The organism is Pseudomonas sp. GW821-FHT01E05 (genome assembly GCF_059422425.1).
The window spans coordinates 273,949-288,245 of the sequence record NZ_JBWKWW010000004.1; the positions used below are offsets into that span (position 1 = coordinate 273,949).

A 14,297-nucleotide genomic window follows, 5' to 3' on the forward strand; every position below is an offset into this window, starting at 1 on the left:
TCAGTGATCGAAGGCAGCCAGCGCTGCCGGGGTCTTGCCTGGCACGGTTTTGCTGTCGTCAGGCACGTCCAGGCCTGCGCCGAGCCCGCCCCCCAATGCGGTGACCAGTTCAGCATGGGCGCTCAGGCGTGCGGCCTGGACCTGTTGCTGGATCTGCTGCTGATGGAACAACAGGCTCTGGGCATTGAGCACGTTGAGGTAGTCGGTGAGCCCACGCTGAAAAGCGATCATCGCGATGTCGTAAGTCTTCTGCGCCGAAGCCACCGACTCGGCGGCGAAGCCTTGCTGCTTGTCCATCGACTCGCGACGGATCAACTGGTCGGAGATGCTTTTCAACGCATTGACCAGGGTCTGGTTGTACTTGGCGACGGCGATGTCATAACCGGCCGAGGCTTCTCCCAGCTCCGAGCGCAGACGCCCGCCATCGAAGATCGGCAACGAAATCGCCGGTCCGACGTTGTAGTTGAGCTTTTTGCCGGTCAAAAACTCCAGCGCGCCACCGCCGGTGGCCATAAAGCCAAGGCTGCCGACCAGATCGACGTTGGGGTAAAAACCTGCGTGGGCGACATCAATGCCGCGCGCCTGAGCCGCCACTTGCCAGCGACTGGCGACCACATCCGGACGTTGACCGAGCAGTTCGGCGGGCAACGCCGATGGCAGTTTCAGCGCCGCAGCCAACGACAGCGTTGGCCGTTGCAACTGCGCGCCCTCCCCCGGGCCTTTGCCTGCCAGTGCGGCGAGCTGGTTGCGACTCAGCGCGATTTCTTCGTCCAGCGCATCCAGTTGCCGATGGGTTTCCGGCAACGGCGTCTGGGCCTGACTGACTTCGAAATGTGTGCCGATGCCACCATTCAAACGCTTTTGCGCCAGGTCGAGGATCTGCTGTTGCTGCTTCAGGGTCGCCTCGACGATGTCCCGCTGAGCGTAATGCAGGGACAGCTGAATATAGACACGAACCACATTGTTCTGCAGCTCCAGCTGGGCCATGCGTGCTTCGGCGACGCTCATGTGGGCAATGTCCACAGCGCGTTCGGTGGCGTTGCTTTCGCGGCCCCATAGGTCAAGGGCATAGCTGAAGCCCAACGCGGCATTGTTGTCCCAGGTGGTGGTATTGGCCAGTTCACCGGGGCCATAGAATTGGTCGGTGGGCCAGTTATGACGCTTGAGGGTCGATTCGCCTTTGATCTGTAACGACTCGGCAGATTCGGCAATCCCGGCCATCGCCCGGGCCTGGCGTACTCGGGCAGCGGCCATGGCCATGCTCGGGCTACCCTGCACGGCGAGGTTTACCCAGCGGTTCAATTGCGGGTCGCCATAGGCCTGCCACCACTGGGCGATCGGCCAGTGAGCATCCTGCGCGGCGCTCTGGATCGCCTCGTCGGTGGCCAATGTGTTGGCGGTGAGTGTCTTGCCTTGCGGGGCAATTCCTCCGGTTCCGATGCAGCCGCTGATTGCTAACGATAAAGCCCAAACACTGAGAGTCCTCAGTTCTCTGCTGATGCGACGCGGCACTGCTGCAATTTCCTGACGTGGGGGATCTTCCGGGTGGTGGCGCAATTCTAGGGGGCGGCAGGGATGGCGATAAGCCGGGATTCCTGTGAATCTTTGTTACCGTTAACGCGATAATCCGTTGGTCAGGTTCACAGGAGTGCCTGTAAAAATAGAAACTTCGTGTCACAATTTGCAATCTCCAAAGAGAGCACCCCATGGACACTTTGCAAAATATGCGCGCCTTCAGTTGTGTCGCCGAAGCCGGCAGCTTCACCGCCGCGGCCGTGCAACTGGACACCACCACTGCCAACATCTCGCGCGCGGTCTCCACCCTTGAGGCCCACCTGCAAACCCGTTTGCTCAACCGCACCACCCGACGTATCGCCCTGACCGAGGCCGGTAAACGCTACTTGCTGCGCTGCGAACAGATCCTGGCCTATGTCGAGGAAGCCGAAGCCGAGGCCAGTGACGCCCACGCGCGCCCGGCTGGGCAGTTGAAAGTGCACACCATGACCGGGGTCGGGCAGCACTTTGTGATCGACGCCATTGCGCGTTATCGCAAAACCCACCCGGACGTGACCTTCGACCTGACCATGGCCAACCGCGTACCGGATCTGCTGGACGAGGGTTACGACGTGTCCATCGTGCTCGCCAGCGAGTTGCCGGACTCGGGTTTCGTCTCGCAACGACTGGGCATCACCTACAGCATCGTTTGCGCCTCGCCGGCATACGTCAAAGCCAATGGCTGCGCACAGAAACCCAGCGATCTGCTCAACCACGCGTGCCTGCGCCTGGTGAGCCCGGTGATTCCACTGGAGAAGTGGCTGTTTGATGGTCCCGAAGGCCAGGAAATGGTCACCATCAACAGTTCTCCGTTTCTGGTGAATTCGGCCGACGCGATGAAGACTGCCATTACCAGTGGCATGGGGGTTGGCGTGCTGCCCGTCTACGCAGCCATCGAAGGTCTGCGCAACGGCACCCTGGTGCGGGTGATGCCCAAGTATCGCTCCCAGGAACTGAACCTGTACGCCATCTACCCGTCGCGACAGTACCTGGATGCCAAGATCAAAACCTGGGTCGAGTACCTGCGTGGTTCACTGCCGGAAATTCTCGCGGCGCATCAGGCAGAGTTGGCGGCGTATGACCTGAGCGGGAGCATGAATGGGGCAAGGCTGGCTAACTGATCTCAAGGATCTATGCGATGAGAGATCGTTCCCACGCTCCGCGTGGTAACGCCTCCATGGACGCTCTGCGTCTGCTTCTGTGACGCAGAGCGTCACGGGCTGCATTCCTTTGCTGCGCGTGGGAACGATCAAACGTGCAGGTCTCGCGCGCCCCCCGCCAAAAATGATAGCTTGCTTGGCATTCTCCTCCGCCCGATGAGCTTTCCTGCGATGAAAAAGACCGTACTTGCCTTCAGCCGTGTCACGCCTGAAATGGTCGAGCGCCTGCAGCTGGACTTCAACGTGATCGTTCCGAACCCGAAACAGGGCGACATCAATGCCCAATTCAACGAAGCCCTGCCCCACGCTCACGGTTTGATTGGCGTTGGCCGCAAGCTTGGTCGCGCTCAGCTGGAAAACGCCGCAAAACTGGAAGTGGTCTCCAGCGTTTCGGTCGGCTATGACAACTACGACCTGGCCTACTTCAACGAACGCGGGATCATGCTCACCAACACCCCGGATGTGCTCACCGAAAGCACCGCCGACCTGGCGTTCGCGCTGTTGATGAGCAGCGCCCGGCGCGTCGCCGAACTGGACGCCTGGACCAAGGCCGGGCAATGGCAGGCCACCGTCGGTGCGCCGTTGTTTGGCTGCGATGTGCATGGCAAAACCCTGGGTATCGTCGGCATGGGCAACATCGGCGCGGCCATCGCCCGTCGTGGGCGTTTGGGTTTCAACATGCCGGTGATCTACGGCGGTAACAGCCGCAAGACCGAGCTGGAGCAGGAGCTAGGTGCACAATTTCGCAGCCTCGATCAGTTGCTGGCCGAAGCCGATTTCGTCTGCCTGGTAGTGCCCCTCAGCGAAAAAACCAAACACCTGATCAGCCATCGCGAACTGGCGCTGATGAAGCCGAGCGCGATTCTGGTAAATATTTCCCGGGGTCCGGTGGTCGACGAGCCGGCGCTGATCGAAGCCCTGCAAAACGGCAATATTCGTGGCGCCGGACTGGACGTCTACGAGAAGGAGCCGTTAGCCGAGTCACCGCTGTTCCAGCTGAAAAATGCGGTGACCTTGCCGCACATCGGCTCGGCCACCTTTGAGACCCGCGAAGCCATGGCCAATCGCGCCCTGGACAACCTGCGCAGTGCATTGCTGGGTAAGCGGCCGCAGGACCTGGTCAATCCGCAGGTGTGGAAGGGTTGAGATAATCGGTGGTCTTCTGTAGGAGCGAAGCTTGGTCGCGATGCGGTCAACGCGGCTTACCTGTCACACCGTGTCATCGTTCATCGCGAGCAAGCTTCGCTCCTACAAAAACGGGTCAGGCCAGTTTGCCGGGGGCCGTCGCCGCCAGCGGCCTGGGCTTGCGAAACACCAGTACGTTGCCCAGCATCACTAGCACCAACCCGGCCAGCGCCGGTGCGGTCCACTGGTAGCCCTCAGCGAACGCCGAAACGTTCAGCGCCACCACCGGGAACAACACGGTGCAATACGCTGCCCGCTCCGGGCCCATGCGCCCGACCAGCGTCAGGTAGGCGGTGAAGCCGATCACCGAGCCCGGAATCACCAGATACAGCAACGAACCGATGTAGCGCGTGCTCCATTCCACGTCGAAGGGAATGCCTTTGACCAGACAGTAAAGCGACAGCATCGCAGCCCCGTAGGTCATGCCCCAGGCGTTGGTGGTCAATGGTTTGAGACCGGCCTTTTGTTGCAGGCTCGAAAGCATGTTGCCGGCCGAGAAGCACATGGTCCCCAGCAGCGCCAGACCCAGACCGAGCAAGGTTTGCGGACTGGCCGTGTGGCCGACCAGTTCTGGCCAGAACAAAAAGCCCAAACCCAGCAGGCCCAGAGCGCCGCCCATCAACACGTTACGCGCGACTTTCTGGCCGAAGAACACCCGGGCATTCAAGGCATTCCACAACGTCGCAGTGGAAAACACCACGGCGACCAGGCCGCTGGGAATCCATTGGCTGGCGTACAGAAAGCACATGAAGTTCACACAGAACAGGCACAAGCCCTGCGCCAGGCAGATCAGGTGCCCGCGCCGGTTCATGACTTGCAGGCGACGGCTGAGCAGCAGTATGACGAACAGCACCAGCGCCGCCAGACCGAAGCGATAGACGATCGACACCGGAATCGCCACTACGCCCAATTGCAGCTTCAGAGCAATCCAGGTGGTGCCCCAGATCAGGACAGTGAGCAGGTACAAGGTGATGTTCATGGCGAGGACTCCTGAGTATGGCTACCAGTCTCAGACCGCAAGCCTGGACGCGCTTGCATAAACTTGCGCTTTTGTCAGATCGCGGGCTCACAGCGCGCAGGCTACGGAGTAGGATGCAAAGCGTTGGAGAAAACGATCATGCCCACACTGGAAAACCTGCAAGTCTTTCAAGCCTTGAACCGCTCGCCCAATGCTCGTCTGGAGCACAGCGCCGAGCTCGGTGACGGCATGGCTGCAGCCCTGTGGAGCAACCATCACGACGCCCAGGACTACCAGGCGCCGAGCCACCACACCTTGTCCTGCTACATCGCCGGTGGCACCGGGACCTTTCGCCGTGAACATCCCGGCACCAAGGGTGGTCCGGACAAACTCTGCATCTTGCCCGCCGAACACCAGTCCGCCTGGGTGATCAACGGCGAAATCCGCCTGGCTCACCTGTACTTCAGCCCGGAGCAATTCGCGCTCGGTTGCGTCACGCTGCTGGACCGCGAACCCCGCGAGCTGCAATTGCAGGAAAGCACCTTCCTCGACGACCCGACGCAGGCCCGGCGATTTCGCCAGTTGATCCAGCTGAACTGGAACGAACCCGGCGAACGCCTGCTGACCAGCAGCCTGGCCCACGAGCTGCTCAGCCATACCCTGCTCAGCCAGGTCGGCATGCGTCAGGGCTTGCGCCTCAAAGGTGGATTGGCCGCGCACCAACGACGGCAACTGGTGGAGTACGTCGACAACCAATTGGCCGAGCCGATCAGCCTTGGTCAACTGGCAGGTTTGTGTGCGCTGTCGGAATACCACTTCGCCCGCATGTTCCGTGAAAGCTTTGGCTTGCCGCCTCATCAATACGTGTTGGCGCGGCGTCTGACTCATGCGCGGCAATTGCTACGCACCACTTCGCAACCGCTGGGCGAGATTGCTCTGGCCTGTGGTTTTGCCAGCGCCAGCCATTTCACCAACCGCTTTCGGCAAGCGGTGGGTGGAACGCCGGGGGAATATCGGCAGGCGTTTTTGCGCTAGCTTTTTTGCGAGTGGAGAAGGACTTTCCCGCACAATCATTCCGGCGCAAAAAACTCAAGGCGCCAGCGTCATCACTGAAAAAGTATCGGCATGAAACAGCGGATCGGGCTTGGGCTCACTCTTGCCCGGCGCGGGTTGAGTAAAGTTCATCGCCGGCAGGTAGACCTTTTTGCTCAACGGATCGAAGGCCATGTTGTACGCCATCGGTTGCGTGCTGACGCTGCCTCGAAGGGCGTAATGGTCAGCGTCGAGTTGATCGACAACGCTCAGGTTGGCATCGACACCACTGGGAATCAGTAACCGGCGATTATCCGCGTCATAGGCCAAGGCATTCACATCACGGGTAATCGGCAGATTGGCCTTGATGGCGCCGCTCACCCGATCAGCAACAATTAGCTGCGGCGTGTCGCCGCGACAAGCCACAAACAAACGCTGGCGCTCAGTGTCCTGCGCCAAGGCGCTGGGGCGTGGGCAACCAGCAAATTGCCAGGTATCGAGGATCTCGAAGGTGCTGGTCGAAAACCGCGCCACTTTGCCTTCATCGCGCATGGGCAAAAAGAAACTGCCATCGCCCTTGAGCAACAGCGGATCGATCTTCTTGACGTCCAGCTCATGGGCGGCGGTGATACGTTCCTGTTTGGGATCGAACACGAACAACGTCGAGCGATTGGCACGCCGACCGCTGACGATGATCACCTGCCCGCTTTGGGGGTCGTACACCGCACTGTTGAGGTTGCTTTGCGCGACGGGAATCCTTTTCAGCAGCCGCAGTGTGGATAACTCGATCACCCCCAGACTGCCGTCGGTGTTGAGCACGAACAAGCGGTTCAACGCCGCAACGAACACCACACCGTTGGCCCCCTCGGTGCCTTCTACGGTTTTCAATAGACGCTGTTTATCCACATCGAACACGCTCAGGCCGTTCTCCCGACGCGCGAGAAACAGATACGGTCGCGCGGGATCGAGCGCGGCGAACCCCCAGCTGTCCCCCGACCCCGGCAACATCACCTGCTGCTCGCGGTGATACAGCCGGGCATCCTGCGGCGCGGCGGCCAGTGCCGCATTGCTCAAAGCAAACGCCAGAAACAACAGGCTCATGCGCTTCATCAAAACTCCAGGGTGCTGGACAACGACACCTGCCGCGAATCGCCCATCGACACAAAGAACCGGCTGACAGCCGAGGTGTAGTAAGTGCGGTCGAAGAGGTTCTTCACGTTGAGCTGGAACTTGACCTTCTGACCTTCGACCCGGGTGTCGTAGGTGGCAAAGGCATCGGCCACGGTGTAGCCCGGCAGGTCGAAATCATTCGCCGCGTTACCGGCCCGCTCGCCGACATAACGCGCGCCTGCACCCACCCGCAACTGGTCACCGCCAACGATCGTGCCGAAGTCATAGACCGCTGACAGCGAGCCGCTGTTTTTCGCCACGTTTTGCAGACGTTTACCCTTGTAGTCCGGGTCTTCGGTGACTTCGGCATCGGTGTAGGCATAGCTGCCGATCATGCTCCAGCGATCACTCAACTGACCGCTCATGTCCAGTTCCAGACCTCGGGAGCGCACTTCCCCGGCGGTGCTGTAAATTGTCGTCAAACCTTCGGAGTTGGCCACCAGTACGTTGCGCTTCTTGATGTCGAACAGCGCGATGTTGCCGGTCACACGGCCCGCTATGTCGAGCTTGGCACCCAGCTCCCAGGACTTGGCCTCTTCTGGCGCGATGCTGCCATCGAGCACCACCGCGCTGCCGCTCAACGGTGCGATGGTCGAGTTGGGCTTGAACGACTCGGTGTAGCTGCCGTAGAACGACAACTCATCGGTGTAGCGGTACACCAGGCCTGCACGCGGCACCCATTTCTGCCCGTTGCCGTCGGTGTTGGCCTTGAATGGTCGACCTTTGCCGGCGAACTGGTCGTACTCCTGCAAGCGCGCACCGCCCACCAGAATCCACTGGTCGGTGAGGTGAATCGAGTCCTGCATGAACAACGAATCGCTGCGCAGCAAATCGGTCTGGGCACTGTCGGCCGGGCTGACGGTGCTGCCTTCGACTTCACGACCATAGACCGGGTTGACGTAGCTGAAGGTTGTCTGACTCTTCTGGCGGATCAGGTCGGAACGATAAATTTTGCGGTATTCATCGTCCAGGCCAAACACCAGGTCATGCTGCATGCCGGCCACATCGACCTTGCCATCGAGGCTGGCGGTGGCGAAGCGATCGGTACTGATGGCGCCCCGGGTGCCATCCATGCTGCGGGTCAGCGTGCCTTTTTTAGTGTCGATGGCGGTGATCCGGACCTGACTGGCGTCGTAGGTTTCACGGTTCCAGCTGTAGCCGAAGTGGGCTTTCCAGTTGTCGTTCAGGTCGTGGTCGGCTTCGAAGTGATACAGGTCCGAGCGCCCTTCCATATTGTTGAACGGTTCGTCCAGACGCCGGCCACGGGGAATGTCCAGCGGGTGATTGGTGTTGGGATCGATGGCGGTGCCACGGTCGAACGGCGAGAGGAATTCGCGGTGTTCATAGGCGAACAACAGTTTGGTGCTTTCACCGAACCAGGCCAGGGACGGCGCGATCAGGGACTCGCGGTGGGTGCCGAAATTGCGCCAGTAATCTTCGTCTTCATGGTCCAGGACCATCCGGTAAGCCAGCCCCGAATCTCCCAGCGCACCCGTGCTGTCGAGGCTGCCACCGCTGCCGTTCTTACCGGAGCCATAGGTCGAACCGCGTAGGGTCAATGCGTTGTATTGCTCAAGCTCGGGCTTCTTGCTGACCATGTTCACCACACCGCCCGGGTCCTGAATGCCATAGAGCAGCGAAGCCGGCCCTTTGAGCACTTCGACGCGATCCACCGAGGCGTTCAAGCCTCGGCCCTGCACGACTGGCATACCGTCACGCATGATCGAACCGTTGCGGTTGTCGCCAAAACCGCGGGTCATCACCGAGTCTTGAGTACTGCCCAGCGTGTTGCCCTGAGTGATGCCGCTGACGTTCGCCAGCGCGTCATCCAGATTGCGTGGCGCCTGATCGCGAATGACCTGGGCCGGGATCACGTTGACGGTCTGTGGAGTTTCTTGCTGCAACGCCTGGGAGCGCATCACCGAACTGGTGGGCGGCGGCTGATAGCTCATCGGTTGCTGTTCGGACGAGGTGATGGTGGTCGCGCCCAGATTCAACGTGCCTTCAGTAGGCAGCGGTTCGAGAGCCAGGGTGTGGGCGTCGGTTTGGCGGAAGGTGAACCCGGAATGGCTCAACAAGCGCTGCATGGCCTGCACGGCACTCAGCTGACCGCTGACGGCCGGCGCCTGGAGGCCATAGGGCGCTTCATCGGTGTAGACCACACTGATGCCCGTGACCCGGCTGAAGTCGCTCAGTGCCTGGGGCAGCGGTTTGGCCGCGATCGCGAAGTTGAACAGTGCACTGTGTTGCGCACCGACGGTATCCGCGGCCAACGCCACACTCAGCGGCAACAGGGCCAAACCCGAAACAGCCAGTGCAGATGCACCGAGCCATTGTTTTACCGAACCGCTTGCCGCCGACCTTGCCCTGGACTTCATGCTCATGACCTGTGTGTAGAACGCTACGGATGCGAATGAATCGCACTTTCAAGCACTACACGGATGTCGCCCGGGTTTACCTCACGAAAAATGTGAAAATATTTTCAGGTCCGAGATTGGAGATTGTGGAGATCGTTCCCACGCACCGCGTGGGAACGATTTTCTGCCAGGAGGCTTCAACGCAAAATAATCAGACGCCCCAACACACTGTGCTGCTCAAAGCCCAAAACGCCTTGCAGGGAATTCAACACCAGCTGCGCATCCTTGCTGGGAAAGCTGCCACTGACCCGGCGGGCAGCCAGTTCATCATTGAGCAGAACAATCCGCCCCGGGTAATAGCGCCTCAGGTCTTTGACCACGTCGGCCAGCGGTGCCTTGTAGTAATTCAGCCAGCCCTGGCGCCAGGCAAGCTGCGCTTCGCTGTCGACCGAATGCAAACTGCTGGCAGCGCCCGAGGCATAGACCACTTGCTGACCGGCGCCGAGCACCTGTTGTGCGGTGTCTTTGCTCGCGCTGACGCCCACCCGCCCGGACAGTACCGTCACCTGCGCGCCCGTCGGTTGCAGCCGCACTTCGAACTGGGTGCCGAGCACTCGCGCCTCACCACCGTTGGCTTCAACGACGAACGGTTCGCCGGTATGGGTCACGCTGAAAAACCCGGCGCCGCGACGCAGCTGGATATGCCGCTCTCCCCGGCTGAAATCAACGGCGATGGCGCTGTCGGCATCCAGGGTGACTTGCGATTGATCGGCAAGGGTGGCGGTACGCACTTCGCCAGGCGCCGAGACATAATCCGCGCCCAAATCATCGATCCAGCGCGAGGGCTGCCAACCGGCGCCCAGGGAAATCATCAACAACAAACAGGCGGCCATCGCCAACGCGCCAGACCAGCGTCGCAGCGAAGTGCGCCCGGAACGGTTCATGGCGTTGAGATAACCCTGCAAGGCAAAGGCCTCTTCCTGTGCCAGCTTGCTCGCTGGCGCTTCACTCAACTCCCAGACCACCTGAGCCTGGGCATAAGCCTCGACATGGGCTGGATCGGCCTGCAACCAGCGCCTGAACGTAGCCTGATCGCCACTGCTCGGCTGGTCATGCAACAGGCTCAGCCAGGCCAGCGCGGCCTGTTCCTGGGCGGGCGTCGGGGTGACGCTTGCGGTGTTCATCACGGTGCTTTCCCTGGCGTACGTGGTGTCGAGGGCTCCCGCAGGCTTGCCTTGCAAGCATCGAGGGCGCGCATCATATGTTTTTCGACGGTGCTTTGAGACAGCCCCATGGCCTTGGCAATCTCAGCGTACTTGCGGCCGTGAATGCGGTTGAGCAGAAAGATCTGCCGCGTGCGCTCCGGCAAACTGCGTAACGCCGCTTCGACGTGGCGCAGGTCATTGCTGGCTTCCAGCGCCGCTTGCGGTTCGGTGCCTTGATTGTCCTGTTGCTCCGGCAGCCAACCTTCGTTGACCCGCCCCCGCGCACCTTCGCTGCGTAAATGATCGATGGCGATGTTGCCGGCACAGCGCAATAAATAGGTACTGAGCTCTTCAACCTGCACCAGGGGCCGACGCCAGAAACGCAGGAACAAGTCCTGCACCAGATCCGCCGCGGTCGCCCGGCAACCTACCCGGCGACTGACCAGCGCTTCCATCTGCGGGCGCTGCGATAGAAACACCTGCAGGAAATGCGCGCGGCCGCCCAACGCTTCAGCGCTGTCGGCGTCCTGGGATTCGGGGGGCGTAGTGATCATTGATAGCTGGCTCAACTAGTGCTGCGCAAAGGTCTCAAGCAGCCGCACTAGTTCGTGGTTCAACAAAACGCCAATATTAATGATAAATATTCTCATACGCAAAAGACATCGACGAGGCAGCCACAAATGCGCAAGCGCAGACCTGTCCGTCAGTAGAACAACCGCGGCTCCGGCGCTGCCAACAGACTGGCCAGCTTGGTCAGGGCAAAGCCCAATTCGTCGCGAGTGGGAGTCATCAGGGCAATCCGCACACCACGGGTCGACGCCGTGCGTTGCGCCAGGAACTGGCTGCCACTGACCACAGTCACGCCATTGGCCCGCGCCAGATTGGCGAACTCGTCGCTGGTCCAGGGCTCCGGCAACTCAAGCCAGATATGGAAACTGTTGGTCTGACTGCGAATGTCATAAGCGCCCAGAATTTCCAGCGCCATTTTCTGCCGCACCGCAGCTTCATCCTGCTGCACTTTCACCAGACCTGCGCCCATGCCGCTGTTGATCAGGTTGCTCGCCAGTTGCGCCATCAACGGCGACGGCATCCAGACACTGCTGCGCACCATCGAAGACAACCGCGACAAGGTCTCCGCAGGCGCATAGAGGTAACCGATACGCAGCGCCGGCAAGATGCTTTTGGACAAGCTGGTCAGGTAGATGGAGCGCTCGGGGGCGTAAGCCGATAGCGGCTTGTGGACGTTACGGGTTTCGAGAAAACCATAGATGTCGTCGTCGACGATGAACACGTCGAACTCACGGGCGATCTGCGCAATCTGCGCCCGTCGCTCATCCGGCATGATCGAGTTGGTCGGGTTCTGGTGGGTCGTTACGCAGATCAACAAGGCCGGCCGGTGCTCGGCACACAGGGCGCGAAACGACTCCGGCACCAGTCCGAATTCGTCAACCCGAACACCTTTCAAACGACGGCCAAGGCTATGGGCCAGGGAGATGATGCCGGGATAGCAATACTCTTCGCAGAGAATGACGTCATCACTGGTCGACAGGCTGCTGATGGCGACCAACAAACCATGTTGCGCGCCAGCGGTCAGCACGATCTGCTGCCAGTTGGCGTCCGGCAAGCTTCGTTGCACCCAGGCGGCACCGGCCTCTTTGTGAACGGCATGACCACCATCAGTGGTGTAATCGAGGATGCGCCCCAGGTCCGGCGACTGCGCCAGTTCGACGATCGAGCCGCGTAACCAGTCGGTCATTCCGGCATCGTTGGGTTTGATGATCGAAAGATCGATCTGCCCGGTCACGGCCTTGCTCCCGGGACTCTTCAGCACGCGCGGCTCTGCACTCGAGACTTTCTTGTGCAGCACGAACGTACCGCGCCCCACCTCGCCAATCACCAACCCGCGCTTGCCCGCTTCATCGTAGGCGCGGCCGATGGTGCCCGGCGTGACTTTCAGGATTTCAGCCAGTTCTTTGAGGGTTGGGAGCCGATCGCCGGGCTCGAGTCTGGAGGCGACGATGTCGCGCTCGATGGCGTCGGCGATCATCAGATAGACCGGTTGTGCTTGGCCGCTGTATTGAGGAACCCACATAGGGACAACACCAGAAATTGCATGAACGCGAAAGCCTAACATGAAAAATTCAATAAGAGTAATCGCACCACAATCGAATCAATATTCACCTATTAATACGATTACACCCCTAGAAAAACATCTGTTGAGAAATGCCTGAAAGCGGGCGCGCCCATGAGTGGACTCACTGCTACTGATCCCGCATCACGGCCTGATATTCAGGCGCAAGTCGTTTAGCGATGCCCAATAAAATCTTCGCCTGAGCGCTCAGAGCGCTGGAATTCAAAAATAAAATTCCGTCGGAAAAATCCCTTTTTAATCATCACGTTAAACATCATTTTGCGATGCTGCGGTAGATCGCCCCAAAGAAATAAATTGAATCGATTTAATTTTTGTAATTACAATTATTACATCGACTCAATCAAGAGGCGCATTCCATGCACCCCGTGAGTCGATACGAACACCCGGCCGCGCTCCGACAGACGCCACCGGCAAAATCATAATGTCGTGCACGCCTGCCAGCGTCGCACGAAATCTAACGGCACCAAGCATCGGAACATGGGGTTTCACTGGAAATGGAAAGCGCAAATTTAAAGCTCGCCGCCGAGGCTGTCACCAAGCTGGAAATCAGATTGCCATGGGTCATTTCCAGCGCATGGCAGGCCGTACTGAACCACACGCCGCTCGACTTCGAAGCCAACAAGGACATCTACTTTCAGCTCAAGGAACAGGCCCAGGATGTTCTCGGCTCATCACTGACCCAGCAAATCCGCTCATTCGTCGAAGACCAACAGCTGAGCTCGCTGATCATCAGGAACTGCCCCCGAGACCGCGATATTCCGCCGACGCCTTACTCAGGCGTGCTCAGCCCGAAAAGCACACCAGTGGCTTGCCTGGTGAGCCTGTCCATGCACAGCCTGCTGGGCATCAACCCGGTGGTGTACGAAGGCGAGAACGATGGACGACTGTTCCGTCACGTGATTCCGGCACGCGCCTCGGGCACCCAGAAAAGCTCCCATGGTTCGAAGCTGCGCTTCTCTTATCACGTGGACAATCCTGACCTTCCACTCTCTGCGGAAAACGTCGACGCGGTGTCCTGCTGCCCGGAATACCTGTCGTTCTTCGGCATGCGTTGCGACCCGCGGATCAACACCACACTGGTCAACGTCGACGATCTCGTTGCAGCCCTGCCGACGCAAACCGTCCACGCACTGACGTTGCCGCAGTTCGAGATCAGACGTCCCGATTCCTTCGCCAGCAATCGCCGCACCACGGCCAACTTGCCGGTGCTGGTGCGTGGCTCGTCCGGTGAATGGCTGTGCCGCTTCGACTGCGAAAACACCTATGCCATGAACACCCAGGCGCAATGCGCGCTCAATGCCCTGAAAGCCCTGGTGGAATCGCGGCAATTCGACGAGCCGCATCTGCTGCTGCCGGGCGACTTCATGATCTTTAAAAATCAGCGCGTGCTGCATGCCCGCGATGGTTTCGAACCGCAGAACGACGGCGCCGATCGCTGGTTGATGCGCCTGTTCGCCGTCAACGATTTGAACCGGGTGCGCTTCACCCGCGCCGATCATCTGTACGAAGTCCTTTCTTGATTTT

General features: G+C 59.9%; 11 protein-coding genes. 4 read left to right on the top strand and 7 right to left on the bottom strand.

Annotated elements, in window-relative coordinates:
* A complete protein-coding gene (locus AC07W5_RS10525) occupies positions 1-1,512 on the bottom strand; it encodes an efflux transporter outer membrane subunit (protein ID WP_494995119.1) in 1,512 nt (503 codons plus the stop codon).
* 194 nt (positions 1,513-1,706) lie between these two features.
* Here AC07W5_RS10525 and AC07W5_RS10530 point away from each other — a divergent pair, with 194 nt between their 5' ends.
* Together AC07W5_RS10530 and AC07W5_RS10535 are read left to right on the top strand one after the other, a co-directional pair.
* A complete protein-coding gene (locus AC07W5_RS10530; protein WP_494995120.1) occupies positions 1,707-2,675 on the top strand; it encodes a LysR family transcriptional regulator in 969 nt (322 codons plus the stop codon).
* A gap of 210 nt (positions 2,676-2,885) precedes the next feature.
* A complete protein-coding gene (locus AC07W5_RS10535) occupies positions 2,886-3,860 on the top strand; it encodes a 2-hydroxyacid dehydrogenase (protein WP_495023306.1) in 975 nt (324 codons plus the stop codon).
* A 115-nt stretch (positions 3,861-3,975) separates the two neighbouring features.
* On the opposite strand, the gene AC07W5_RS10540 is transcribed toward AC07W5_RS10535, so the two are convergent.
* A complete protein-coding gene (locus AC07W5_RS10540; protein WP_495010267.1) occupies positions 3,976-4,878 on the bottom strand; it encodes a DMT family transporter in 903 nt (300 codons plus the stop codon).
* A gap of 138 nt (positions 4,879-5,016) precedes the next feature.
* Here AC07W5_RS10540 and AC07W5_RS10545 point away from each other — a divergent pair, with 138 nt between their 5' ends.
* Entirely contained in the window at positions 5,017-5,892 is an 876-nt protein-coding gene (locus AC07W5_RS10545) for a helix-turn-helix domain-containing protein (RefSeq protein WP_494995123.1), read from the top strand.
* Between the two features lie 54 nt (positions 5,893-5,946).
* On the opposite strand, the gene AC07W5_RS10550 is transcribed toward AC07W5_RS10545, so the two are convergent.
* From AC07W5_RS10550 to AC07W5_RS10570, 5 genes are all read right to left on the bottom strand, one after another.
* A complete protein-coding gene (locus tag AC07W5_RS10550) occupies positions 5,947-6,999 on the bottom strand; it encodes a YncE family protein (protein ID WP_495023307.1) in 1,053 nt (350 codons plus the stop codon).
* On the bottom strand, positions 6,999-9,437 hold the full coding sequence (locus tag AC07W5_RS10555; RefSeq protein WP_495023308.1) for a TonB-dependent siderophore receptor: 2,439 nt from the start codon (positions 9,435-9,437) through the stop codon (positions 6,999-7,001). The genes AC07W5_RS10550 and AC07W5_RS10555 overlap by 1 nt, the downstream gene beginning before the upstream one ends.
* 176 nt (positions 9,438-9,613) lie before the next feature.
* The gene (locus AC07W5_RS10560) at positions 9,614-10,600 is read right to left on the bottom strand and encodes a FecR family protein (protein WP_495023309.1); all 987 of its coding nucleotides are present in this window, start codon (positions 10,598-10,600) and stop codon (positions 9,614-9,616) included.
* A complete protein-coding gene (locus AC07W5_RS10565; protein ID WP_494995128.1) occupies positions 10,600-11,175 on the bottom strand; it encodes an RNA polymerase sigma factor in 576 nt (191 codons plus the stop codon). The genes AC07W5_RS10560 and AC07W5_RS10565 overlap by 1 nt, the downstream gene beginning before the upstream one ends.
* Positions 11,176-11,324: 149 nt before the next feature.
* Positions 11,325-12,713, bottom strand: coding sequence for an aminotransferase-like domain-containing protein (locus AC07W5_RS10570; RefSeq protein ID WP_494995129.1), 1,389 nt, complete (start codon positions 12,711-12,713; stop codon positions 11,325-11,327).
* 554 nt (positions 12,714-13,267) lie between these two features.
* Here AC07W5_RS10570 and AC07W5_RS10575 point away from each other — a divergent pair.
* Positions 13,268-14,293 (top strand): TauD/TfdA family dioxygenase, encoded by a 1,026-nt coding sequence (locus tag AC07W5_RS10575; RefSeq protein ID WP_495023310.1) that lies wholly within the window; start codon positions 13,268-13,270, stop codon positions 14,291-14,293.
* Positions 14,294-14,297 lie beyond the last annotated feature (4 nt).